This window comes from Paludibaculum fermentans (assembly GCF_015277775.1).
Lineage (GTDB): Bacteria > Acidobacteriota > Terriglobia > Bryobacterales > Bryobacteraceae > Paludibaculum > Paludibaculum fermentans.
The window spans coordinates 3147174-3172927 of record NZ_CP063849.1 but is presented as its reverse complement, the minus strand read 5'-3'; the positions used below and the strand labels follow the sequence as shown (position 1 = coordinate 3172927).

Annotated in this window: 19 protein-coding genes; 13 read left to right on the top strand and 6 right to left on the bottom strand. The window is 62.6% G+C overall.

Annotation, left to right across the window (positions count from 1 at the left end; genetic code table 11):
- The first annotated feature begins 306 nt into the window (after positions 1–306).
- Positions 307–2241, top strand: a complete 1935-nt coding sequence (locus IRI77_RS12365; protein ID WP_194452357.1) for an ankyrin repeat domain-containing protein — start codon at positions 307–309, stop codon at positions 2239–2241.
- 74 nt (positions 2242–2315) lie between these two features.
- Here IRI77_RS12365 and IRI77_RS12360 read toward each other — a convergent pair whose 3' ends face one another.
- Positions 2316–3377, bottom strand: a complete 1062-nt coding sequence (locus IRI77_RS12360; RefSeq protein WP_194452356.1) for a photosynthetic reaction center cytochrome c subunit family protein — start codon at positions 3375–3377, stop codon at positions 2316–2318.
- A gap of 204 nt (positions 3378–3581) precedes the next feature.
- On the opposite strand from IRI77_RS12360, the gene rpiB reads away from it, so the two are divergent.
- From rpiB to IRI77_RS12345, 3 genes are read left to right on the top strand one after another with little or no spacing between them, the layout of a single operon-like run.
- Positions 3582–4046 (top strand): ribose 5-phosphate isomerase B, encoded by a 465-nt coding sequence (gene rpiB, locus IRI77_RS12355; protein ID WP_194452355.1) that lies wholly within the window; start codon positions 3582–3584, stop codon positions 4044–4046.
- Positions 4043–5323, top strand: a complete 1281-nt coding sequence (glyA, locus tag IRI77_RS12350; RefSeq protein WP_323745346.1) for a serine hydroxymethyltransferase — start codon at positions 4043–4045, stop codon at positions 5321–5323. Before rpiB ends, glyA begins: the two co-directional genes overlap by 4 nt.
- A 23-nt stretch (positions 5324–5346) precedes the next feature.
- Positions 5347–6522, top strand: a complete 1176-nt coding sequence (locus IRI77_RS12345; protein ID WP_194452354.1) for a glycosyltransferase family 4 protein — start codon at positions 5347–5349, stop codon at positions 6520–6522.
- Here IRI77_RS12345 and IRI77_RS12340 read toward each other — a convergent pair.
- Positions 6519–7112, bottom strand: coding sequence for a hypothetical protein (locus IRI77_RS12340; RefSeq protein ID WP_194452353.1), 594 nt, complete (start codon positions 7110–7112; stop codon positions 6519–6521). The genes IRI77_RS12345 and IRI77_RS12340 overlap by 4 nt on opposite strands.
- A gap of 394 nt (positions 7113–7506) precedes the next feature.
- Here IRI77_RS12340 and IRI77_RS12335 point away from each other — a divergent pair, with 394 nt between their 5' ends.
- The gene (locus IRI77_RS12335; RefSeq protein WP_194452352.1) at positions 7507–8088 is read left to right on the top strand and encodes a hypothetical protein; all 582 of its coding nucleotides are present in this window, start codon (positions 7507–7509) and stop codon (positions 8086–8088) included.
- Positions 8089–8287: 199 nt separating this feature from the next.
- On the top strand, positions 8288–10273 hold the full coding sequence (locus IRI77_RS12330) for a glycoside hydrolase family 65 (RefSeq protein ID WP_228486711.1): 1986 nt from the start codon (positions 8288–8290) through the stop codon (positions 10271–10273).
- Here the strand turns inward: IRI77_RS12330 and tadA are convergent.
- Positions 10270–10734 (bottom strand): tRNA adenosine(34) deaminase TadA, encoded by a 465-nt coding sequence (tadA, locus tag IRI77_RS12325; RefSeq protein ID WP_194452351.1) that lies wholly within the window; start codon positions 10732–10734, stop codon positions 10270–10272. The two genes, IRI77_RS12330 and tadA, sit on opposite strands and share 4 nt — an antisense overlap.
- 67 nt (positions 10735–10801) lie before the next feature.
- Here tadA and IRI77_RS12320 point away from each other — a divergent pair, with 67 nt between their 5' ends.
- From IRI77_RS12320 to IRI77_RS12290, 7 genes are all read left to right on the top strand, one after another.
- Positions 10802–11962 (top strand): ABC transporter permease, encoded by a 1161-nt coding sequence (locus IRI77_RS12320; RefSeq protein ID WP_194452350.1) that lies wholly within the window; start codon positions 10802–10804, stop codon positions 11960–11962.
- A gap of 15 nt (positions 11963–11977) precedes the next feature.
- The gene (locus IRI77_RS12315) at positions 11978–13144 is read left to right on the top strand and encodes an ABC transporter permease (protein ID WP_194452349.1); all 1167 of its coding nucleotides are present in this window, start codon (positions 11978–11980) and stop codon (positions 13142–13144) included.
- Between the two features lie 26 nt (positions 13145–13170).
- Positions 13171–14517, top strand: coding sequence for an efflux RND transporter periplasmic adaptor subunit (locus tag IRI77_RS12310; RefSeq protein WP_194452348.1), 1347 nt, complete (start codon positions 13171–13173; stop codon positions 14515–14517).
- Positions 14518–14529: 12 nt separating this feature from the next.
- On the top strand, positions 14530–15246 hold the full coding sequence (locus IRI77_RS12305) for an ABC transporter ATP-binding protein (protein ID WP_194452347.1): 717 nt from the start codon (positions 14530–14532) through the stop codon (positions 15244–15246).
- Complete coding sequence (locus IRI77_RS12300) at positions 15246–16154, top strand: ATP-grasp domain-containing protein (RefSeq protein WP_194452346.1); 909 nt, start codon at positions 15246–15248, stop codon at positions 16152–16154. Before IRI77_RS12305 ends, IRI77_RS12300 begins: the two co-directional genes overlap by 1 nt.
- Before the next feature lie 63 nt (positions 16155–16217).
- Positions 16218–17486: a neutral/alkaline non-lysosomal ceramidase N-terminal domain-containing protein gene (locus tag IRI77_RS12295; protein ID WP_194452345.1), complete on the top strand. Its 1269-nt coding sequence runs from the start codon at positions 16218–16220 to the stop codon at positions 17484–17486.
- On the top strand, positions 17483–19954 hold the full coding sequence (locus tag IRI77_RS12290; RefSeq protein WP_194452344.1) for a DUF4838 domain-containing protein: 2472 nt from the start codon (positions 17483–17485) through the stop codon (positions 19952–19954). The genes IRI77_RS12295 and IRI77_RS12290 overlap by 4 nt, the downstream gene beginning before the upstream one ends.
- Before the next feature lie 63 nt (positions 19955–20017).
- On the opposite strand, the gene IRI77_RS12285 is transcribed toward IRI77_RS12290, so the two are convergent.
- The 3 genes from IRI77_RS12285 to IRI77_RS12275 form a co-directional block, all read right to left on the bottom strand.
- Positions 20018–20851, bottom strand: a complete 834-nt coding sequence (locus tag IRI77_RS12285; RefSeq protein WP_194452343.1) for a PIG-L deacetylase family protein — start codon at positions 20849–20851, stop codon at positions 20018–20020.
- Positions 20852–20875: 24 nt separating this feature from the next.
- Positions 20876–22093: a hypothetical protein gene (locus IRI77_RS12280; RefSeq protein ID WP_194452342.1), complete on the bottom strand. Its 1218-nt coding sequence runs from the start codon at positions 22091–22093 to the stop codon at positions 20876–20878.
- A 185-nt stretch (positions 22094–22278) separates the two neighbouring features.
- Complete coding sequence (locus tag IRI77_RS12275) at positions 22279–25527, bottom strand: TonB-dependent receptor (RefSeq protein ID WP_228486710.1); 3249 nt, start codon at positions 25525–25527, stop codon at positions 22279–22281.
- Positions 25528–25754: the final 227 nt, after the last annotated feature.

The following is a 25754-nucleotide window of genomic DNA, read 5'->3' as shown; positions in this document are numbered from 1 at the left end:
CATGTTGTCAGCCGAGACTCACCCAAATAAATGTACGGAACCTGCCAACTTGTCCGGTTCCTGAGGGGGGGAGGACAACAGCCAACCAGGCTTGTCGGGTGGGCCGCGCGGTGCCACCGCCACAGCGCCCGTCCCCGTTGTTACACTACGGGCAGGGCCACCAGGAGGCCTCCGTGTCCGCGGAAAGGACTGCGTCCCCTGGTTTCCTTCTAACTTCCATCCCGCGGATGAACTCTTTTCTGCCCGAGCGAGCGGACACCGGGCGCAGCGGCCGGCGCGCCATCGCCGCCACGGAAGGAGCTCACCATGTCCCATCATCCACCGGTTCGCAAACTGCGGCCGCAGCCGGATCTCGATCAACTGAAACGCCAGGCTAAGGAACTACTTCAGTCGTTCCTCGACGGCGACCCCGTTGCCGTGGCTGAGGTCAACGCCTACTACCACGGGGCCGATCCCCGCAGCTTTGCCCTCCACCAGGCTCAATTGGTCTTTGCGCGGAGCCACGGTTTCGAGAGCTGGCCGAAACTCAAGTCGCACGTGGACGGGATCACCGTCCACCGGCTCGCCGGGTTTGTGCGTGCCGGCGACATTCCGCGGGCCCAGGCGCTGCTGAAGCTCCGGCCGGAACTCGCCAACATGGCGATGTCCTATGGTGACGAGCACCGGCCCATCCATTTCGCGGTCATGAACCGTCTACCGGAAATGACCAGGCTCCTCATGCAGCACGGGGCCGACGCCCGGGCCGGAATTGACCCGCATCGGGATGCGACCACTGCAGCGACACTCGCCGCCGAACGCGGATTTGACGAGATAGTCGAGATTATCGAAACGGAGGAACAGAAGCGCCGCGAAGCCCTGAGCGCTCCGGAAGCACCGGTGAGCAGCATTCAGGACGATCTTAGTGGCGTCATCGCCGCGGGTGATGAAGCGGTGGCCCTCTCGATGCTGCAGGCCGATCCGGCGCTTGCCGCGGCTTTCGACCGCGATGGCAACACGCCGCTCCACATTGCGTGCGCAGTCCGGCATCCGGCTCTCGTCAACTGGCTGCTCCAACACGGCGCTGCCCCCAATCAGCCAGGCAAGGAGGGCCGCACTCCCTTCGATCTGGCCGCCATGGGCCGGCGTAGGGTGGACCCGGAGCAGTTTGCCGCCGTTGCCCGCCTGTTGCGCCAGGCCGGAGCAGCTCTCACTCCTTGCGCCGCCGCTGCCCTGGGAGAGGTGGAATGGCTACGGGCCCGCCACGCCGAGGGCCGTCTCGCGAATCCCATCACCTGGGGCTCCGGCGGTCTTCTCACCATCGCCGTCCGCCACAACCAGCCCGAAGTCCTCACCCAGTTGCTGGATTTCGGCTTTGATCCCGACGAACGGATCCGCCTCGGGGAGGGCGAGCAGGCGGCTATCTCGCAGGCATTTCCTCTGTGGCACTGCGCCGCGCTGGGGCGGCGAGAGATGGCGGAGATCCTCATTGCCCGGGGCGCCAGCCTGAACCAGCATGTCGACTCCAGCGGTTCGCCTGTGTACAGCGCCTTCAGCCACCGGCAGTGGGAAATGGTGGAACTGCTCACCCGGCACGGAGGGATCGTCGGCCCGGATACGGCGGCCATCTACCGCCAGACCGACCTCGCGCGGAAACTGCTCGAGGGCGAATCCAGCGGAGCCTTGCCCGAGGGCGTTGTCTCTCCGGGCCATTCGGTCGCTGAGGATCTTGTGGAGTTCGGATGCAGCGGGGGTGCTCCCGAGATCGTGCGGATGGCTCTACCGCGCATCGACTGGCCACGCGATGATCCTCGCTGGTTCCGTTACCTGGCTCGATCGCTGGATTTCTGGAACCACATCCCCTGGCTCTATGCGGCCAACCAGGAGCTGGATCGCGGCACCTATATAGAGTGTTTCCGGCTGGTGCTGGCCCGCTGCAATCCCAACGTGGTGGGGGGCTTTGGCCGCACGGTGCTCCACGAAGTGGCCGCCATGGATGACCACGTCACGGAGGAAGAAGCGGCGCCCTTCGCGCAGGCCCTGCTGGAAGCCGGAGCTCAAACGGGTATCCGTGACGAGATCTTACGCAGTACACCCCTGGGCTGGGCCTGCCGCTGGGGCCGTTTCCAGGTGGCCAGGATCCTCCTGGAGCACGGGGCAGACCCGATGGAATCCGGCGGTGAACCGTGGGCGAGGCCGAGGGCCTGGGCAGAGAAGATGGGTCATGCCAGCCTCGTGCAACTGCTGGCTGGCCACGGAGGATAGCGGCCGGGGGCCTGCTCGGAGGGAGGACATCCGAATTCTGAGCCCTCCCTCCCCTGCGAGGATCGTGAGAGCTGCTATTCGCCGGCCGGCTTCGCGAACTTCGAATCCTCAACCGGCACGTTCTGCTGGACTTCCTTGATCTGGATGGTGAACCGGCCGTTCGGCCGCGCCAGCGTCCATTTCATCGGCAGCTTCACACCGTCGACTTCCTTATAGTCAGCGTAGTCGATCTGGGTCGGATTCCGTCCGAGAGGCGTCTCGGTGTACCGGATGGTCCGCACCAGCAGGCCGGTGCCGCGGTCAAAGAACATCCGCACGGGCGGCTGCCCCGGACGCATCCCCATCAAGGCCACACAGGCTACGTCCCCGATCTTCTCCGGACGGCCGGGCCGGATCGACTCGAAGAACGACTTTATCTTGACGGCCATGTACATTTCGGCATCCATGCGGGCCGCATCGGATTCCGCTGCCGACATCACCCGTGCCGGGCGGCCGGTATTGCCCAGCCAGCCGGAGGTCCCGTCGAACGCCGTCAGGCTCTGCCCGTTCGGCATCGTCATCGCCGAAATGCGCTTGTTCGGCGCCTTGGCCGTGATTTCGATGGGCGATTCCTGGCCGCCGGCCAGAATCACACCCTTTATCACGCGGCTGGTCACCTTCTGGATCGCCTGTTCTCCGCCCAGGGCTTCCACATACTTGTCGAGGATCTGCTCCGCGGTGGGGGTTGGACCGCTGGGCCGAGGCGCCTCGGCATGCACCTCGTCGGACGTCTGCACGGGAGGCATCGACGCCGGGTGAGTGGCTCCGTGATGGCAGGAATTGCACGTCAACTCACGCTGACCCTTGAAGTGGGTCTTGTTCATCGCATTGGTCATGGCAATCATCTCGCGCGCGTCGAGCTTCGCCTTTTTGTCGTCTGCCTCGTTCTTGCCTTGTACGTGGCAGAACGAGCACTGGACCCCCAGTGAGGCTGAGATGAACTGCATCGCCGGCAGCAACTGATCGGCGGGTGTGCCCTTCAGCTCCGTGATGTTCTTATAGACCTCTTCGGCCTTCTTTGGTTCAGCCGTCTGCGCCTGCACCTGTCCCAGCACGACCGCAATTGCGACGCATGCCAAACGAACTTGCGTTTTCATAGTGTTACCCCTCTCAGTCCAGCCATCCCTCTAGACCATCCAACGGCTAACGCAGCCCCAGCCGCCCGGCCAGCCGGCACCCAGAGTAGCATGCCCCGCAGTCGTGGACCATCCCTTGAATCAGGGAGATCCAGGCCACTTTCGGCGTGCCTCGGCTCAAAACCGGGCTTCCGGAACTCCACGTGCTAAACTCGTTATTTCCTCATGAAAATCGCGATTGGAGCCGACCACGCCGGATTCGCTCTAAAAGAGGAATTGCGCGTTGCTCTGCTGGGTAAAGGACTCGAAGTCAAGGACTTCGGGACCAACACCCCGGATTCCACAGACTACCCGGACTATGCCTCCGCAGTTGCCGGATCCGTGGCCCAGGGTGCGTTTGACCGCGGCATCCTGGTCTGCTCCACCGGAGTCGGCATGTCCATGGCGGCCAACAAGATCCACGGCATCCGCTGCGCTCTCGCATTTAACGACGACGAAGTGGCACTCACCCGGCAGCACAACGACGCCAATGTGCTCGCATTGGGGGCCCGCTACATGAACCGGCAGCAGGCCGAACACCTGATTGATGTGTTCCTCAATACCGAGTTCCTGGGAGGCCGCCACCAGCGTCGCGTGGACAAGATTATGGATTTGGAAAACCAAACAGCCCAGGAGGACCATCCCGCATGAATGAACAGCAGCGCATGAGCCGCACCCTGGCCGAAGTCGATCCCGAAGTCGCCCAGGCGATCCGGCACGAAACCGAACGGCAAAACTCGCGGTTGGAACTCATCGCCAGCGAGAACTTCACCTCGGAGGCGATCCTCGAGGCCACCTCCAGTGTCTTCACCAATAAGTACGCTGAGGGCTATCCGGCGAAACGCTACTACGGTGGCTGCGAATACGCCGACATCGTCGAAAACCTGGCTCGCGACCGCGCCAAGCAGCTTTTCAAGGCGGAATACGCCAATGTCCAGCCGCACTCCGGTTCGCAGGCCAACCAGGCCGCCTATACCGCGGTGCTCCAGCCGGGCGACACCATTCTCGGCATGAGCCTGGCCCATGGCGGACACCTCACACACGGCCATCCGCTGAACTTCTCGGGCAAGACGTATCACGTGGTCTCCTACGGCGTGAAACAAGGCGATGAGACCATCGATTACGACGAATTGGCCCGTCTCGCCGAGGAACATAAGCCGAAGATGATCGTTGGGGGCGCCAGCGCTTACTCCCGCATCATCGATTTCAAGCGCTTCCGCGAGATTGCCGACTCGGTCGGGGCGCTGTTCATGGTGGACATGGCCCACTTTTCGGGCCTGGTCGCCGCGGGCATCTACCCGAATCCCTGCGAACACGCCCATATCGTCACTTCCACCACCCATAAGACCCTGCGCGGACCCCGCTCCGGCATGATTCTGGCCCAGGCCCAGTTTGGTCCGGCCATCGATAAGGTGGTGTTCCCGGGTCTCCAGGGAGGACCCCTGGTCCACGTCATCGCAGCCAAGGCCGTCTGCTTCCTGGAAGCGATGAGCCCTGAGTTCGTCCAGTACCAGACCCAGGTGGTTGCGAATGCCAAGGCCCTGGCCGCCGGCATGATCGAGCACGGTTACCGGGTGGTTTCGGGTGGCACCGACTCGCATGTGATGCTGGTCGACATCTTCTCCAAAGGCCTGCGCGGCAAGGAGGCCGAAAAGGCGCTGGACGAGGCCTACATCACGGTCAACAAGAACTCCATCCCGTTTGATGTCAATCCGCCGCTGAACCCCAGTGGCGTACGCCTGGGCAGCCCGGCCGTTACGACGCGGGGTTTCGGCGAGACCGAAATGAAAGAGGTGGCCGCGCTCATCGCCCAGGTACTGGATGCGCCGGCTTCCCTCGATAACCTGGCTGCCGTGCGCCAGCGCGTGGCAGCTTTGACGGAGCGTTTCCCGCTCTATTCCTGGAAGCTGCCCACCGTGAACGCCTGATCGCAGGCAACACGAACCGAGCCATGCCGCTCCGCATCCTTCTCGACGCCCGCCACGTCAGGGATTTCGGATTCGGCACTTATATCCGGAACCTGGTGCGGGGCCTTGTGGCAATCGGGGCTCCGCACCACTTCCTTTTAGTTGCGCACAAGGCAGATCAGCACGAATTTGACGGCCTGCCCGCCAACTTCGAGCTGTTGTTCTATGAGCGGAAGGACTCTGAGCCGCTGGATCAGGCAGCTTTCCCGTGGTTCGTTCGTTCCCAGCAGGTGGACCTCGCCCACATTCCGCTGAACGCCGTACCGATCGCCATGCCCCGTCCCTACGTAGTGACGGTGCACGATCTGTCCAGCCTGGTCTGGGATGCTCCATCCGGCTGGAAACACGAGCTGCGCCAACTGCAGATCCGCCGCGGCTTGCTGCGGGCGGAATGCGTGATGGCGGTCAGTGAGTCCACCCGTCACGACGTGATCCAGCTTCTCGGCATCCCGGCTGAACGCGTCCGCCGCATTTACGGCGGGGCCGATCCGCGCTTCACACATCACATTCCTGGCCCTGGAGCCCGTGCCGCCGGTCCTGAGGCCTGGGCCCACGAGCGCCGCCGCATTCTCGAGCGCTATGGGATCCACTATCCCTTTCTGTTGTACGCCGGTACGATTCGTGCCCAGAAGAACATTCCCCGCCTGGTGGAGGCATTTTCCCTGCTGCGCGGCGAACTCCAGGATCTGCCGCAGTGGCGTGACCTGCGGCTCATCATCATCGGAGATGAGATTTCACGCTATCCTGCCGTCCGGCAGGCGGTGATTCAGTCGCGCATCGAGCAGCAAGTCCGGTTCCTTGGCTTCGTTCCGTTGGATACGCTGCGTGTCTTCTACGAGGCCGCCTCCGCTTTTGTTTTTCCTTCCCTGTATGAAGGATTCGGGCTTCCACCGTTGGAGGCCATGGCTTCGGGTACCCCGGTCGTCTGCTCCAATGCCACTTCGTTGCCGGAGGTGGTCGGCGACGCCGCCATGATCGTCAGCCCCGACAACGTGTTCGACATAGCTCGCGGGATGAAGGAAGTCCTTTTGGACAAAGCCCTGCGGGCCGAACTGGTCCGGCGTGGCGCGGAGCGCTCGCGCTTCTTCCGCTGGGAAGATACCGCGCGGGAAGTGCTGGAAACGTATGTCGCTGCCGCCACCGGGCGCGGCACGGTCTAGATCCAGCGGCTGAGGCCGCGGACTGCGCGCGGGTCCTTGCCTGCCCAAACGACCTGAGCCCTGACAATGCGCAACTGCGGGATATCCTGCAGTTCCAAGTGCGTCGGCCCTTCATAGCCGGTGAGCATGGACTGGCCTAACACGATCAAGCGCTGATTCTCCCTGCGCAACTGACGGATCAGCCCCGCTCCGCCCCACTGGATGGCGTACCAGTGCCGCCCGCTCAGCGTGATGCGGCCGGGTTCATCGCGGCTCAGCAAGGCAAACTCCGCACGGCCGAACGCTCGCGCCAGTGCGGCGTCTTCGCCCACCTCGACCATGGCCAGGCGGCCCGAATTCTCGAAGGACGTCCGTGGGAGGGGAAACCACTCGATCACGTCTTCCCAGCTGGGAAAGGGAGCGTCCGGGCCCAACCGTCCACGCAATACCGGCACCATTCGGGAGTGCAGGCTGCGGCATCTTCTTTGCTCCAACGCGAAGCCCAGCTCATCCGTTTCGATCAGGTCGACAACGCTGAAATCCAGCCCGGTGAGCAGCGCATCCCCGAAATCAGTTGAGAACCCCCTCACTCCTTTCAGCACATTATGCATGTGGGGTTGCGAGACCCCAATCTGACGCGACAAACTCCGCTCTGTATACTCGCCATTGTTCAAACGGTGCTTCACCGCAGTGAGCAGCCGATGCTGCAGCGTCGCGAGGGTAAGTCGCGTGGGTGACAGTGGCATATTTCTGTTAGAAATAGGATAGTACTGGTACTCCATCGCAGCTCGAAATCCACTGCGGAATGCCTCCTTTTTCCGCCAGTTGCATTGCCGGTAAGTCGCCTGTAGTCAGCTTTCTAGCTCACATTCTCCCCGGCCCCTTCAAATCGATTCCACGCACCGGGTTGACGATCTCGGATATAGACGTACTATTCGAATCATGGCACCGCGGATGGTTTGCATCAGGTACACCACCGCGTATCAATTGAAGGAAATGAGAATCATGGAGTGGACTCGATCTGAAACCCTCGCTTTGGCGCCCAACGCGTGCTCCCAGTGCTTCGGCACGGGCGTTCGCCTGGTCCGCGGGGGCCATGTGAGACCGTGCAGTTGCGTTCTGCGTTCGATCTTTCGCGCCTGCTACGCGCGATTCCGATTTTGCCTGGAGAAGCAGACTAACCTCAGTCTCACTTCCATCGACGGGACTCATCGCGGAGGATGCCGCAATACCTGGGGCCGGAAGAATGAGGAGTTTCTTGCCGATTTCTACCTGGTCTCACGCAGAGCGCTGAATGCGGCGGAGTGGCAGATCTTCTCCGCCCACTACCTGCTCGGGGCGGAATGGCGCCTGTGTGCCAGGCAGTTGAAGCTGGAGCGCGGTTTACTCTTTCATGCCATCTACCGCATTGAGGCCAAGCTCGGACTGGCGTACAAGACCCTTGAGCCTTACCCGCTATTCCCCACGGATGAGTACTTCCAGGGGGCGACTGGGAGTGAGAACGGAGCTCCAGTCCCGCAAGTCGTTCGAATACCGGGCAAATCGAAGCATCAGCGGCTGAAGGTGCCGGTTCGCAAGGCGGCCTGACTCTCCACCATTGGGGGGAGACCCGCCGTCTTCCCCCATGGACCCCTCAAATGGACATACAATGCCGTTCGTGGCATTCACTCGGCGGCAAGCATTAAAGACCCCCCTGCTCGGACTCCTTCCCCAAGCTCCCAGTTCGCTCATCGACCGCCGCGGTCTGGTGCGCCGGCACAATCCGGTGCTCCACATTCTTGATCCCATGAGCCCGCTCTCCGTCGGTAACGGAGAGTTCGCATTCACGGGCGACATCACCGGTTTGCAGACCTTTTCAGACGCTTACGAGAAGGGGATTCCGCTTTGTACGCAGTCTCAGTGGGGTTGGCACAGCTTCCCGGCGCCCGGCGGCGTCTCCGTTCGGGACTTTCGCACCACAAAATTCGACACCCACGGGCGGTTGGTGGGCTATCCCACCAGCTCAGAGGGGCAGAAGCTGCTTTTCGATTGGATGCGCGAGAATCCTCACCGGCTGAATCTGGGCCGGATCGGCTTGCGGTTGCGCAAGAGTGATGGCTCGGATGCGGTTGCTGAAGATCTGCAGGGTGTCGAACAGACGCTTGATCTGTGGTCCGGGCTGATGACCAGCCGGTTTTCGCTGGAAGGCATTGCCGTCAAAGTAGACGTTGCCTGCCATCCGGAACTGGACCTGCTGGCCATCGTGGTGGAATCGCCGCTGGTGACCCAGAAACGGCTGGAGGTCGTCCTGTCCTTCCCGTATGGGTCGCCCGATGTGAATGCATCCAATTGGAAGAGGCCGGAGGCGCATGAGACCACGCGCCGCCTGGTGACCCCCGCCGAATGTGAACTGCTGCGCAAACTGGATGGCAGCCAATACTACGTGAGGGCGGCGTATGAGGGCGGGGAACTGGTGGATGACGCGCCCCATGTCTACGTCCTGAAGGCGCGGTCCGGCTCGGCCAAGCTGGCCTTTCGCTGCCTGTTCAGTGTGAAGCAGCCACCCGCCGCTACCCCGCCGATCCCCGCCGTTTTCGAGGCCAGCAGGCAGCATTGGGCGAAGTTCTGGGGCTCCGGCGCCGCCGTGGAACTGGAAGGGAGCACTGACCCTCGTGCACGGGAGTTGGAGCGCCGTATCGTGCTCTCTCAATACCTGACGGCGATCCAGTGCGCCGGTTCGCTGCCGCCCCAGGAGACCGGACTCACCTGCAATAGCTGGTACGGCAAGTTCCACTTGGAGATGCACTGGTGGCACTCGGTTCACTTCGCCTATTGGGATCGCCTGCCGCTGCTGGAACGCAGCCTCGACTTTTACCGGAAGAATCTGCCGGTGGCGCAGAGCCTCGCGGCGCGGCAGGGGTATCGCGGTGCCCGCTGGCCGAAGATGGTGGGGCCAGATGCTCAGGATAGTCCGTCCCCGATTGGTCCCCTGCTCATCTGGCAGCAGCCGCATCCCATCTATTACGCGGAGCTCTGCTATCGAGCCAGGCCGGTTGCGGCGACCCTGGCCAAGTACCGCGATATCGTCTACCAGACCGCCGAGTTCCTCTCCTCCTTCGCCTGGCTGGATGCCAAACGCGGCGAGTATGTGTTGGGGCCGCCGGTGATTCCCGCCCAGGAGAACCACCCGCCGCGCGAAACCTGGAACCCCACGTATGAACTGGCCTATTTCCGTTGGGCCCTCGAAGTCGCCCAGCAGTGGAGGATCCGCGCCGGCCTGACTCGGGAGCCGAAGTGGGAAGAGGTTCGCGCCAAGCTGGCTCCGCTGCCGGTGAAGGATGGTCTTTACCTCGCGCATGAGAATTGCCCGCAGACCTTCACGGAGAGAAACCGCGATCATCCTTCCATGCTGGCCGCCCTCGGAGTGCTGCCCGGTCCGGGTGTCGACCCGGAGACGATGCGCAACACCCTCAAGAAGGTGATGAGTTCGTGGAAGTGGGCGGATACCTGGGGGTGGGATTACCCGATGACCGCCATGACCGCGGCGCGATTGGGCGAGCCCGGAATCGCCGTGGATGCGCTGCTGCTTGAGACGCAGAAGAACAAGTATCTGCCGAACGGGCACAACTACCAGCGGCCGGGTTTACATCTGTATCTGCCAGGTAATGGTGGCTTGCTCACCGCTGTGGCGCTGATGGCCGCCGGTTGGGAGAACGGCCCGGCCGAAGCCGCGCCGGGCTTTCCGAAACAAGGCTGGAATGTGCGGATGGAAGGGCTGAAGAGGGTGATTTAGCGGCGGGCCCGAAAGAACTGCTCCAGCAGAGCGACGCAATCCGCAGCCATCACACCTTCCACCACTTGTACGCGGTGGTTCAGCAACTCGCTGTCGGCGATGCGGAACTTGCTTCGTACGCCGCCGAAGCGCAGGTCCCGGCCGCCGAAGACGAGTCGTGCGATCCGGGCGTTCACCAGCGCCCCGGCGCACATCGCGCACGGCTCCAACGTGGCGTAGAGCGTTGCATTTTCAAGCCGGTAGTTCCCCGTGTGGACTGCCGCCTGGCGAATCGCCTGGATCTCGGCGTGAGCCGTGGGATCGTGCAGGGCGATGGGGCTGTTCCAGCCTTCGCCGATTACGGCATTCTCGACGACAATCACGGCTCCGACAGGCACCTCGCCCGCTGCGGCGGCCTGTCCGGCGAGCGCCAAAGCCCGCGCCATCCACTTTTCATCGTCCGTTTCTGACCATTTGTCCATGTTGCGCGCCAATTCATCCATTCCCGGCGAACTACTGCAAAGAGTTGCTCGTAGAATGGACTGAGCCATGAGATACCTGCCCTTGATTGTAAAGAACTGCTTGCGGAACAGCAGGCGCAGTGTCCTGACGATCATCAGTCTGGCGATCTCGCTGTGCCTGCTGGGCGTCATGATGGCGCTCTACTACGCGTTGTTCCTGGGTGCGCCGGCGAAGTCGCAGGCGCGGCGCCTGGTCACGCGAAACAAAGTGTCCATTGTCTTCCAGATGCCCATCTACTACCGGAATCAGATCCGCAATGTGAAGGGCGTGGAAGAGGTCGCCATCTGGCAATGGTACGGCGGTGTCTACAAGGACTCGCGCGACCAGCGTAACTTCTTCCCCCGCATCGGCGTGGAGGCTGACAAGCTCTTCAAGGTCTACGGCGAGTATTCCATCCCGGAAGACCAGAAGAAGGCCTTCATCCAGGATCCGGCCAGTTGCGTGGTGGGGAAGGCGTTGGCCAACCGCTTCGGCTTCAAGGTCGGCGACAAGATCCTGATCAAAGGCGACATTTTCCCGTTCGATCTGGACTTGACCATTCGTGGAATTTACAGCTCGTCCGAGACCTCGGACGAGACGCTATGGTTCAACTTCAAGTATCTGGAGAACGCGCTGCGCAACTCGTCGCGGCTGGCCGCTGGCACGTTCACGATGCTGGCTAACGATCCGGCGGAAGTGCCGCGCATCGCCCGCGAGATCGATGCCCTGTTCGCGAACGCCCCGACGCCCACTCACACTGAGTCGGAATTCGCGTTCGGCGTTTCGTTCCTCTCGTTCCTGGGCAACATCAAGGTGATTCTGATGAGCATCTGCGGAGCCGTCACCTTTACGATCCTTCTCATCAGCGCCAACACAATGGCGATGAGCGTCAGGGAAAGGGTCCGCGAGGTGGGCGTCCTCAAGACCTTGGGCTTCCAGCAGTCCACCATCCTCGGCATGATTCTGGGCGAATCGGCGGTGATTGCGCTCATCGGCGGCGCCTTTGGGTTGGCAATCGCCCAACTCCTTTGCATTGGGATCCGGCAGGGACCGGCCATCGTCGATCAAACCAAGACTTTGACTCTGCAGCCGCCTGTGGTTGCTCTACTACTGGGCATCGCGATGGTGATCGGGATGGCGAGCGCGGTGGTCCCGGCCTGGAATGCGGCGCGGACGAACATCATCGATGCACTGCGGTTCACCGACTAAGCGGAGAAAGAGACCATGGCGATTCCAATTACCTACAACATCCGGAACCTGGCGGTTCGCAAGACCACGACGGTAATGACCGCGCTTGGCATCGCGCTGACGGTGGCGGTGCTGCTGGCCGCATTCTCGCTGGTGGAAGGACTGAAGACCGCGTTTGAAGGCTCTGGCCATCCGCTGAACGTGCTGGTGACGCGCAAGGGCTCCGATTCTGAGTTGAGCTCGAACTTCCAGCGTTCCGTCTTCAACGACATGAAGTTCAAGCAGGGCATCGCGAAGGACAAGAAGGGCGATCCGCTGGCTTCGCTGGAGATGGTCACCGTGATCACGCTGGCCAGCGAGGAGTTCCCCGAAGGCACGAATGTGAACGTCCGTGGCGTGACGCCCACCGGTATTGAGATCCGCGACGACTCAAAGATCGTTGAGGGCCGTTGGTTCACGCCGGGGCGCCGCGAAGTGACCGTGGGCAGTTCCGTGGCGAAACGCTATCCTGCGGCACACCTGGGCGGCAAGCTGAAGTTTGGCCGTGGCGAATGGGATGTGGTCGGCGTCTTCGATACGCCGCAGATGGCGCGGAAGTCGGAAATTCTCACCGACCTGAATCAGGCGGCGGGCGACTTTGAACGCACCGAGGTGCTGAGTTCGGCGCTCATCCGGGCGACGGACGAGGTGGCGCGGCAAGCCCTGGTGAACGACCTCAGCTACGACTCGAAGCTGAATGTCCAGGCCAAGACGGAGAAGGAATATTATGCGATGCAGACGTCTTCCGGCGACCTGGTGAAGTACCTGGGCACGTTCGTGGCATTCATCATGGCGGTGGGCAGTTGCTTCGCGGCCATGAACACCATGTACGCGGCTGTCGCCCGGCGTTCCAAGGAGATCGGCACGCTCCGCATCCTCGGCTTCTCGCGGGTTGCCATCATGACCAGTTTCCTGGCGGAGTCCCTGATGCTCGCCACGTTAGGTGGCATTCTGGGCATCCTGCTGGTTGTGCCGCTGAACTGGGTTTCTACCGGAATTGGCAGCAATGTCACGTTTTCGGAAGTCACCTTCCAGTTGAGGGTTTCCCCTCAGATTATGCTGCGCGGATTGGTTTTCGCGCTCTTCATGGGTGCGATTGGAGGGCTCCTGCCCGCCTTCAGCGCCGCTCGTAAGCAGATCCTCGTTGCTCTGCGGCAGATCTAGCTTCATTCAGATTTCTAACAAAACACATGGACTCGGAAATTAAAAGTCTTCGTATCGACCGTTCGGCGGAAACGCACTCAGGCGGCCCCAGGGGGGCGACCCGGTGGATCCTCATCGGCATCGCGCTACTGGTCCTGCTGGGCGGCGGCGCCACCGTGTACAAAAACATGAACTCCGCGCTGGAGGTGACCACCGCGCGGGCGCAGTCGCAGCAGACGGGCGGCGGCTCCAATCAGGCGGTCATCTTGAATGCGACTGGCTACATCATTGCCGCGCATAAAATCCAGGTGGCCTCGAAGGTTGTCGGCAAAGTGGCCTGGATTGGCGTGGAGAAGGGCGACCGCGTCAAGGAAGGGCAGATTATCGTTCGTCTCGAGGACGACGAGTACAAGGCCCAGCTCCAGCAGGCTTCGGGGCAATTGATGAACCTCCAGGCCCGGCTGGATGAGTTGCAGAATGGCTCGCGGCCGGAAGAGGTTGCCGCGGCCAGGGCCAATGTGGAGCAGGGCAAGGCCGACCAGGAGAACGCCCGCATCACGCTAGCGCGGACGAGGCAGTTGCAGAGCGAAGGCGTGATGTCGAAGTCGAGCCTGGATGACGCCGTGGCGCGCTACGACTCGGCGGTAGCCCGCGTGAACTCGCTCCAGAAGAACTATGAACTGGTGCACATCGGACCTCGCAAGGAACAGATCGACGCGGTGAAGGGCCAGATCGAGCAGGCCAAGGGCGTGGTGGCGTTCATGCAGACGCAGTTGAACAACACGATCATCCGGGCCCCTGTGACGGGTACGATTCTGGAACGCGTGGTCGAGCGCGGCGAGTTCGTCACCACCAGCTTTGTCGGAGATCGCGGAGCCAAGGGTTTCGTGGTGTCACTGGCGGACTTGAATGATCTTCGGGTGGAGCTCGACATTTCGCAGAACGATTTCAACAAGCTGGGTTCGCGGCAAAACGGCGTGATCACGGTGGACGCCTATCCTGACAAAAAGTGGGAGGGCCGCATCGACGAGATCTCGCCTGAGGCGAACCGGCAGAAGGCGACTGTACAGGTGAAGGTCAAAGTCCTGAACCCGGATGAGTTTCTGCGGCCGGAGATGAACGCTTCCGTGGCGTTCCTCTCCGATGAGAAGCCGCAAGCGTCGGCCGCGCCGGCTACAGCCGGCAAACCGGTGGTCTTCATTCCGCCGTCGACCGTCCGGAACGACCACGTGTTCATTGTGGTGGGCGAGAAGGTGGTCGATCGCGCGATCAAGACCAGCGGCAATACGCAGCAGGGCCTGCGCGTGGAAGACGGGCTGATCGGTGGGGAGGACCTGGTGGTCGATCCGCCCGCCGAACTGAAAGACGGCATGAAAGTCCAAAGGAAGAAGTGAAGGAGTTGAGCCATGAGTGAAGTTGTCATCAAAACCCGCAAGCTGACGAAGGAATACGTCCGCGACGAGTTTCATGTCGTGGCCCTCCGGGATGCTGATATCGAAATCCACCGTGGCGAGTTTGTCGCGCTGATGGGTCCGTCGGGCTCGGGTAAGTCCACCCTGTTGCACCTGGCGGCAGCGATGGACCGGCCCACCAGCGGTGAGATCGAAGTTCTCGGATCCAAGCTGAATACCCTGTCCGACGGCGACATCGCCCGCTGGCGCAACCGCCACGTCGGGTTCGTCTTCCAGAGCTTCAACCTGATCCCCGTGCTGACGGCGCTGGAGAATGTCGAGCTGCCCCTGAAGCTCACACACCTGAAGAAGGCGGAGCGGCTGGCGCACGCCACCACGGCATTGAAGCTGGTGGGCCTCGGCGATCGCCTGGGCCACTATCCACGGCAGCTCTCCGGCGGCCAGGAGCAGCGTGTCGCCATCGCCCGCGCGATTGTGACGGATCCGGACATCCTGCTGTGCGACGAGCCCACCGGCAACCTCGATTCCAAGTCCGCTTCCGAGGTCCTGTCGCTGCTCTCCACGCTCAACAAAGAGCACGGAAAGACCATCGTCATGGTGACGCACGATCCGCACGCCGCGCATTATGCCTCCAAGGTTCGGTACATTGACAAGGGAGAGCTCCTGACCGAGGGCACCATGCCCGAGGACTGGAAATCCATTTCAGCCTGATGCCTGCGCGCCTAGCCATCCTTTACGAACACCCTGAGTGGTTCCGTCCGCTGTTTGCGGAGCTGTCCAAGCAGGGCGTTCCCTATGAGGAATGGCGCGCGGATGAGCTGGTCTTCGACCTCGACGAGCAGGAATTTCCTGACCTGGTCCTGAACCGCATGAGCCCGTCGGCCGCCTTTCGCGGTCATGGGCACGGGCAGTTTGCGGTACGCGATTTCCTCACGCACCTGGAGGCGCGCCGGGTGGCTCTGGTGAATGGCGCCCAGGCGTACGAGTACGAAGTATCGAAGATCCGCCAGCACGACCTGTTTCGCCGTTGCGGCGCACGGACGCCGCGAACGCGGGCCGTCAATCACCCTTCCTTGCTGCCCAAGGCGGCCGAGGGGCTGACATACCCGCTGCTGGTGAAGCCGAACTGCGGCGGAGCGGGCGGCGGGATCCGGCGCGTCGATTCCGAACGGGACCTGGCGACAGGCGAGTTCACCTTTGGCTGCGATCACACCGCGCTGGTGCAGGAGTTCATCCCCACCCGCGACGGCAGTTGCTATCGCATTGAAGTGCTGGACGGCGAGGTTCTCTACTGCGTGCGGATCCAACGCGAGGGGCAGGGGTTCAACCTGTGCCCGGCTGATGTCTGCCAGTCGGCGGCGAAGCCCGTCTTCACCCGCTGCGAGCCTTTACCAGAGGCGGCCGTGACCGCCCTGGCTGTGGCCCGGCTCGGCAAGATGGATGTCTGCGGCGTCGAGTATATGGTGGATCACCGCAGCGGCGATCCCGTGTTCTATGACCTCAACGCGCTCTCCAACTTCGTGGTGAACGCGGAGTCCATCGTCGGCTTCAATCCCACCAAGCGGTTCGTCGAGTATCTGACTCGCCGGCTGTATGCGGCCGGCCGCGCCCGTTACTAGCCTCCCCTGAACCGCTGCGACCGTCGTCGCGCATACACTGGATAGCGGTACCTCGAATCCTCCATGCGCTATCTCCTCTTTCTCCTGCCGCTGACCCTATGCGGGCAACTCTTCCAGGCCGGCACCGCCCGCCGCGAGATTACGCCCAAGGAGCCCGTCCCGATGTGGGGCTATGGCTCCCGCCACGACATGCTCTCCGAAGGCGTCATGGACCCGCTGTACGCCGTGGCGCTGGTTCTCCAGACTGGCGGCCAGAAGCTGGCGATTGTGGGCATGGATCTGGGCCGGGCTCCGGCGGAAGGTTCGCTGCAGCGCATCCGCCAGCGCGTGAAGGAGCAGACCGGCATCGAGAACTCGTTCATCGCCGGCTCGCATACGCATCACGGACCGGTGCTGGAGTTGACGGACAAGGAGGGCCGCGGCAAGGGTAAGTTCGACGCGGCAATTCGCTACTATGCGCAGATGGAAGAGGCCGTGGTCGACGCCATTGTCGAAGCGAATTCCAAGCTGGCTCCGGCGCGGATGGCCACGGGCTCCGTGCAATTGCCCGGGTTCAATGTGAACCGCCACACGAAGCTGGAACCCAAGCCCAGCGACCGGGAACTGGCGGTGCTTCGCGTCGACGGGTTGGATGGCAAACCCATTGTGATCCTGGCGAACTTTGCCGCCCATCCCACGACCCTGCCCGACAAAACGATGAAGTTCTCGGCCGATTGGGTAGGCCAGATGAAGAACTGGGTCGGCGCGCAAGCCGGCGCACCCGTGATGTTCATGCAGGGCGCCTCCGGCGACCAGTCGGTCAACCGGGAGAAGGGCGGCTACAAGGAGTACGGCGAGGCGATCGGCGCGGAGGTCTGGAAGCTGGCCCAGGGCCTGCAGGCCAAGGACGTGGAGAAGCCTGCCCTGATCCTGAAGGAAGAACGCTTCCCCTTCAAGGCGCGCGTGGATCTCTCGAACCCCATGGTTCACGGGATGTACGCCAAAGCATTCTTCCCCGAGCTGATCACGAACTTTGAAGACGAGTACGTCGGCGGTGTTCAGCCCCGCCTCACCGTGGCGCTGCTGAATGGCGACATCGCGCTGGTGGGTGCCAGCGGCGAGTTCTTCTCGAATCACGCCATCCGTTTGAAAGAGCGGGCCCGCGTGAAGCAGTTGTTTTTCTTCGGCTATTGCAACGGCTACCACCAGTACTTCCCCACCATTGAAGCGGTGGCTGAGGGCGGCTATGGAGCCGATCCGACGGTGTCGCCTGTAGCTGTAGGCGCCGGCGAGCAACTCATGAATACGGCGCTGGTGTGGATCTATCAGATGTTGGGGAGGCTCCGGCTGTGAAGAGGTTCGTGGTATTCCTGCTTGCGCTCTCGGCGGCGCAGGCGCTCACCCTGGTCGACAAAGGCGCGTCGAAGTATACGATCGTGGTCTCGGCGCAGGCCTCGCCCTCCGAGCAGCGGGCCGCACAGGAGCTGCAGCGGTTTGTCGAGGAGATGTCCGGCGCGCGGCTCCCGGTTTCCGCTGACGACAAGCCCGTGCGCGGACCGATGGTGCTGGTGGGCGACAGCGCGGCCTTGCGGCAGCAGAAGCTGCAGGTGCCGTTCGACAAACTGGGGCCGGAAGGCTTCGTTCTCCAAGCTTCGGGCAACCACCTGGTCATCGCCGGAGGACGGCAGCGCGGCACGATGTACGGTGTCTATACGTTTCTAGATCAACTCGGCTGCCGCTGGTTTACCCGCGAGGTGAGCCGCATCCCCAAGCTCCCGACGATTGCGGTCACCCGCTACGCTCAGCCGGAGATCCACAAACCTGCCTTCGAGTACCGCGAGCCGTTCTTCTTTGAGGCCTGGGACAAGGACTGGGCCGCTCGAAACCGCACCAACGGCAACCATGCGCAGCTCGACGCCTCCACCGGCGGCAAGCTGCAGTACTACCCGTTCGTTCACTCCTTCTACGAACTGGTGCCGCCCAAGGAGTACTTCCCTGAGCACCCCGAATACTTCTCGCTCATCGACGGCAAGCGCCGCACGGAACGTGGCCAACTCTGCCTGACGAATCCGGACGTCCTCCGCGTTGTGATTGCGCGCGTCGAGGCCTGGATCAAGGAACATCCTGATGCCACCATCTTTTCCGTGTCACAAAACGACTGGGAAGGCTGGTGCGAGTGCGACAGATGCCGGCGCGTGGAAATGGAGGAAGGCGGCCAGCACTCCGGCCCGCTACTGCGCTTCGTCAACGCTGTCGCGGAGTCGATCGGCCAGCGGCACCCGGACAAGCTGATCGATACGCTGGCTTACTGGTACACCGAGAATCCGCCGCTGAGGGTCCGGCCGGTAAAGAACGTCCGCATCCGCCTCTGCCCCATCGGCATCTGTGTGTCGCACAGCTTCGGGCAATGCCCGCGCAGCGCCTATTTCTACAAGAATCTGCAGGCTTGGTCGAAGATCACCAATCAGCTCTACATCTGGCACTACAATACGAACTTCTCGCACTATCCGATGCCATTTCCCGACTTCGACGAACTGGCAGCGGACATCCCGCTCTACAAGCAGCATGGTGTGGTGGGCCTGTTCATGCAGGGCGCGTATGCCGCGGGCGGCGGTGGGGAAGCGTCAGAGCTGCGGGCTTACGTCATCGCCCGGCAGTTGTGGGACGCCTCAACCAAAGTTGAGCAGGCCGTCCAGGAGTTTTTGGAGGGTGTGTATGGCCCGGCGGCTGGACCGATGCGCGCCTACTTTGACCTGCTGCACGGCGAAGTGCGCGGCCCGGGTGGCCGGCATCTCTGGATTTTCAATGTGCCCGACTACTCGGCCGGCTTCCGGTCGAAGGCCGCCGAACTCTTCGCGAAAGCGGAAGCGGCGGCCGGCGATGACGCCACCCTGCGCCGCGTCCGGAAAGCAAAGTTGCCGCTGGAATACTACGGTGTCCTGCGCGACACAGAGTTCGACGTGCATGGCTCGCAATGGGGACCGGCCGATCTGGCGAGCCTGAAGCCGCGTGCCTTGGACCTGATCGCCCGCATGCGCACCTTCGGGATCCAGAGCATCCACGAAGGACAGGAGCTGGCGCGCGATGAGAAACGCTACAACGAGATGACCTCCGTGCCCCTGTTCACCATCGAGAACGGGCAATGGCGCGCGGACGTCGTGCCGGAGCTCAACGCGCGGGTAGTGCGGCTGATCGACAAGTCGACCGGCCGCGACACCATGCGCCGCTTCCCGCCGGGCGAGGGCGCCTATCCCTTCGTCGGCGGCCAGGTAGCCAGCGTTCACACCGACTACTACGCCAAAGCGCTCGATGTGACCTGGAATGTGGACACTCAGTCCTCGGAACGCCTGGTCCTGCTGGGCCAGTGTGCGAACGGCCTGCGCATCCGCCGTATCTTCGAGCTGAACGCCGCCGGCCTTCACACATCGACCGTCGTGGAGAACGCCGGTCAGACGCCGGTGTCTGCCGCGCTGCAGGTGCGAGCCGAGTACACCCCAGGCGACATCGACAAGGCCTCCATGTCGTTCACCCGGATCAATGGCCAGCGTGTGGAGCAGGCATTCATCACGCCCAACCACGAGCCCACCGACAAGTACACCTGGAACGGCGGGGAAAAACCAAGCCGCGAATGGAAACTGCTGCAGGGCGGAGGACAGCCGCTCTTCGTTCGTTTTCAGGACGAGCAGGTGGGCCGGACCTATCTGAGCTGGACCGCCAAATCGCGCGCCGGGGCGCAATTCCTGCTCTGGTCGCCGGAGAAGACGCTCAAGCCCGGTGAGACCCTAAAGCTGGATGCGGACTACGGCGCGGTCCGCCCGTAGCCCAGTAAGTCATCGCTCGAAACAGGCGTGGGCCTCAGCGCGAGCCGTTTGCTGGCACCGCAATCAGTACTGATTGAACTCCGTCGCCCAGCGGAACGCCTCCATCCAGTGGCCGCCCTTCTTCAGGATGATCGTGTGCAACTCGGCGCGCGCCTTCTCCTTGTCCTCGGGCGTCCAATCCGGCCGGTACTTGTGCATCGCCGGCTCCCACTGGCTGACGTGCGCCAGGCCCGCTGCTTCCTTCTGCTGCTTCACCGGATCGATGTTCACCCACATGTTGGCGTCCTTCTCGGTGACGTAGAAGAACATCATGGCCGGCACCTTCCAGGGCTCCAAGCCCAGCTGCAGCCGCTGGTTCGGAAAGTACAGGTGGAACTCCGCCGCGCGGATCGCATCCAGCGTATTCATGGCCGCCATCCGATGGTCGGTCTTGTGCCAGCGGACGTAATCGGAGCCCGGATCCACCGTCATCACAATGTCGGGCCGGTAGCGCCGGATCACCTCCGTGGCCTGCTCCACCAGGCGGCGGCTGTCGACATACTCCAGCAGCCCGTCGTGGTGGCCAAGCCACAGCAGGTTCTCCTTGGGGATCCCCAGGATGCGGTTGCCCTCTTCCTCTTCCGCCTTCCGGATGCGAGCCAGCCGCTCGCCCGTCATCTCCAGATCGTACGAACCTTTGTCATCGTTGGTGTAGATCACGATCCGGATCGTGTTGCCATTCTTCGCCAGCAGCGCCAGCGTGCCGCCGCAGCAGAACGCGTCGTCGTCCGGATGCGGAGTGAAGAGCAGGATCGTCTTGCCCTTGATGTCTTCAATCCGCGGTGGCGTCTCGGCGCCAATAGCCGGCAGCAACGACAACAGCAGGGCGGGGAAGTAGGTCGAAATTCGAGAAAGCATATTGGTTTCCACCGTATACAGAGATCAGGCCGAGCGTGGCTCAGGTTGGGGCTCCGCCCTCATCCAGGAGATCAGGATCGCGAAGACGACAAACAGCGGGATCATCGTCATCGGTTCCGGCCGCAGCGGCGGCTGCAGATAGCGGAACGAGTTTGCGATGGCCGTCCAGGTGAGCAGCAGGAACATCGTCCGGGCCCGGGCGTAGCGTGCCACCAACACAGCCACAATGATTGTCGTGATCACCAGAAACGCCCAGATCGCTTCCTGCGGAGCCCATTTCAGGTGATCGCGCAGGTCCCACGTGAAGGCAGCGTAGGTCGTCGTGATCGCGGTCTGCCACGCCAGCGTCCTTGAGAACAGGATCAAGGCCGCCAGCACGGCTCCGGCTACGGTATAGCTGAAGCGGACCTTCAGCTCTTCGCCGGCATAGATCGCCAATCCAATGGCAATGGCCGCGCTCAGGATCGCCGCCCACACTGGCGCCGCCGGCTCCGGTTGCGAACCCTCCTGCATCAGATCCTTCCGCAGGCGCCACGCACACCAGGCGTACGACGCCCCCAGGATCGCTCCGAACGAGAGCTCCATCGCTTTCCACCAGCCCAATGGCATCTCCCGCCAGATGCCCTTGCCCCAGGGTTGCAGCGAGGCACCGAAGGCGAACCCGATGCCTCCGCCAATGCAGCCGACGAAGGCGAACCATGCCGGCACACGGGCACGCAGCACGGCCAGCAGGCACAGCCCGCCCACCCAGAGCCCCGCCCACATCTCTTCGCGCGGCTTTTCCAGGCGGTTCGAGAAGTACATCAGCTTGGGATGGTCGATCCAGGCCCAGCCGGCCCAGGTCCCCAGCACCATCGCCGCCAGCCCGATCAGCATCCGCCGGTTCGGCAGTTTGTCACGGTCCAATGCCATTCCCAGGAATGCCCCGCCCAGCAGGCCCCAGGCCGCACCCTTCAATCCGAAGCCGAGGATCGCCCACCAGAACGTCTCCGGATGCTGGCTGAGCCCCACCGTCTGCCCGTAGGTCTCCTGCCCGCCGAAACCGACTCCCACCGCGCCCAGGGCGGCGATCAGGCCCGCATCCCGCTCCCGGCCCAGGAAGAAACACAGCGCCAGCCCGATCATGGCGCCAGGGATCATGGCCCCCAGGGACCCTCCGCCGATGGATCCCCGCAGACCCCAACCCAACGACATCGTAACGGCGCAGAACAGGCACCAGAACCAGGCAGGGCGTGTACTCATGTGCATAGCTGATCTGAACCAGGATAGTGGAGCCGCGGCCCGGCGTGGGGAGAATCTGTTGCCCGGCAAAACAAAAGCGCCGGCCGACGGTGGTTCCGTCTTGGCCGGCGCTTTCCGGAGAAATAAGCCCGCGCGGAGCAGGGGGTTCAGGTGGCCGCGCGGGCTGTTCAGGCTGCGAACGCGATCTAGAAGCCGAGCCGGAGCCCGAACCGGATCTGGCGTTCGCCGAACGAACTGGAGATCACACCAAACGAAGCCGGGCTGCTGACGCTGGTGCCCGGTCCATTGAAGTGCGAAGTATTCGGCAGGTTGTAGAACTCAGCACGGAAGTCCGTGTTGATCCGCTCTGTGATCTGGAACTTGCGGTTGATCATCAGGTCGGTGTTCCACACACCCGGGTTGCGCAGCAGGTTTCGGCCGGAAGTGCCGAAGGCGGCTGCCGCGGTGACAGGAGCGAAGGCGGTGACGTCAAACCAAGTCGCGCCCGGTCCGATTCCATGCGGATACGCCACGGTGGTGTTGATCTGGTTCGCAGTCTGTGTGTTGTTGGGAGCGTTGAGCGAGCTGCCCGACGCGCCCACCGTGAACGGCGTGCCCGTGTAGGCGGACATCACACCATTCACTGCCCAGCCGCCGATGATCTGCGAGATCAGGCCCGTGCTGGCGAACTGCTTGCCCTTGCCCACCGGCAGTTCGTAGACCCAGCCCATCTGGAGGACGTGCGTGCGGTCATAGCCGGCCACGGCGCGATTGCGCCGGAAGACCGGAGCGTAGTTCCAACCCACTGAGGCCCAGCCGTCGTCGTCGGTCATGTTGATGGCCTTTGACCACGTGTAGGCGCCCTGCAGCATCAGGCCCTTCGAGAACTGCTTTCTCAGGCTGGTCTGCAGTGAATGATAGTTGGCGCTCAGGTAGCCGTCCCACATATTAGTGGCGGCGGTGCGTCCGAACAACTGGTAGTAAGGCTGGCTGGCCTGGCCGCCGCCGGGGACGCCCGAGTTGATGTCGTAATCGGCCAGCATGTGCGTGCTCTCCGTGCCGACATAGGCCACGGAAGCGATCGCATCCTGCGGCAGTTTGCGCTCGATGGTGAAGTTCCAGCTCTGCGTGTAGCCGCGGTGGATCTGTCCGGCATACGGGCTGCGCATGTCGGCGACTCCAGGCAGCGTGACGATGCCGGTGGAGAGATCCGGGCCGACCACCGGCGGAACGCCGCTGGCCAGGGTGCCGGCCGAGGCGTATCCGTTGGGAGCCTGGAAGTTGAAGTTGACCGTCAGCGGATAGAAGCCGCGCAACGGCCGCGAGAACGGCAGCGGATCGAAGTTGATGCCGTAGCCGGTGCGGATCACGGTCTTGTCGTCCAGGCGGTAGGCCAGGCCGACCTTCGGGGCAAACAGCTTATGGCTGACGGTGACGCCGACGTCGTTCGGGACGCCGCCGCGACCACCCAGGTACACGAGGTTGGTCGCGGGATCCAGCCGCTCGATACCCTTGTCATGCGCGCGGGTCATCAGCGGATAGAGCTCATAACGCAAGCCCAGGGAAAGCGTCAGCTTCTGGTTGATCTGCCAGCGGTCCTGCGCAAACCAGCCGAACTGCCATTCGCGCGGGGTCATCAGGATGTACTGCAGGCTCTTCTGGATGTTGTCCGTCGCGCCCAGCAGGAACTCCGCGTAAGCGTTGAAATTGTCCGGACTCGCACCGCCGGCGATGGCCGTCGGTCCGCCGTTGAAGGAGAACGAGCCGCGCGGACCCGCACCCAGTTCAGGCTGGTAGTGGGTCATGCGGTGGTTCACGCCGTCAAAGCCAAACCGGAAGATGTGCGCACCCTTCGTCCACGTGAGGTTGTGGCTCATCGTGTAGGACTCTTCGGTACGGAACGCCGGCATCCAGTTCGGCACGCCGAATCCCTGGTAGCCGCTGATCGACACGTTCGGGAAGCCCTTCTGGGCCAATTCAGGTCCGCCCAGGCCGGGGATGCCCAGCGTGGTCGAAAAGTCCTTGCCGTAGTCGCTGCCCTTCACCGTCTGGTCCATGCGCTGGTAGCCGATGACTCCATCCAGCAGCAGCGTGGGCGAGAAGGTGTAGGTATGGCCTATCGACATGTTCATCACGCGGGTGTCGCCGGTGCCGGGGTCCGATCCGGGCGACGGCCCAATGCCGTCTCCAAAGAGGCCTTGGCCGCCCGAGAGCGCCTTCATGATGCCGTAGTGGCCGAAGATCTGGTGCTTTTCGTTGCGTGTCCAGTTGATCTTGGCGTCGTTGTAGTCGCGATTGAACAACGGAACCTGCGACCCGAACCAGTTGTTCAAAGCGCCCGAGGCCGTGGGGCTGGGATAGTAGGCCTGGATCAGGTTCGCGATCGGACTGATCCGGTTGGCCGGGATGATGTTGCCGGCGAACGGGGTGCGCCCGCTGCCGTCCGCTTTGCCGGTGGCCGGATCATAGATGGTCGTGCCGATGGCCGAGAAATTGCCGTTGCGGATGTCGGCCGTGGGCACCGAATAGGTTCCCACCGCGCCCTGCCGCTGCCGGGTGCCGTCAAAGCTATAGAAGAAGAACAGCTTGTTTTTCTTGATCGGTCCGCCAATGGTGCCGCCGTAGTTGTTGTAAATGCTCAGCGGCTTGTCGATGCCGGCCGCCTGGAAGTAGTTGCGGGCTTTCAGGTGCTGGTCGTCGTGATACTCAAAGGCACTGCCATGGAACTGGTTGGTGCCCGATTTGGTGATCAGCGTGATCGAGGCGCCACCCGCCATGCCCTGTTCGGCATCACCGGCGGACGTGGTGACGTTCACCGTGTCCACCATCTCGGCCGGCATCACATAGCCGGTGTGGTGCGGCAGCCACAAGTTCACGCTGCTCGCGCCGTCGATACGGGTCATGTTGTTGTTGGCATTCGTGCCATTGATGTTGGTGCGCAGGGAACGGCCCGGCGTGTCGGTTACTGAGTTCTGGAGCGACGAGGGCGTGGCGCCCGGCACCAGGTTGATCAGCGACTGATAGTTCCTGTAGCCCGTCAAGGGCAGCGAGGAGACCTGCTTGGAGTTCAGTTCCGTGTGCGTGTCGGCCTTATCGGTCTGCAGGGCCGTGGCTGACGCCTCTACGGTGATCTGCTCCGTCGTGGAGCCGACTTCCATCGTCACGTCACTACGCGTAATCGTATTCGCGGTGACCGCAACGTCCGTGCGCGTATAGGGGCGGAAGCCCTGGGCCGAAATCTTCAAATCGTAGCTGCCTGGCACGATGTTGGCTACCGTGAAACGGCCGCCTTCATCCGATTTGGTTTCATAAACCTGGCTGGTACCCTTGTTGGTCAGCGTGACGCTGGCGCCCGGCATCGCTGCGCTGGACGAGTCCTGCACCAGTCCCACCACAGACCCATACAGAACCTGACCGTCCGCCGTGAACGGGCTGACGGCAAACAAAATACACAAACAAATCAAAGCTAACGCTTTGCTGTTCATATTCACGAGACAACCTCACTTGTTGTGTGTCTTTGCATCTCGAACACTGTCCGCTCGCGGTTTTGGCGGGCTGCGCCATCGAAAAACCGGTCTGCAGACCCTGATGAAGAGGAGGAGTAAGTGTCCCAGCGAACCGTTGGCAGGAGAGACGCCTGGCAATCCGGAGTGGACTCCATGCTGGGAAGCGCCGGACGCGG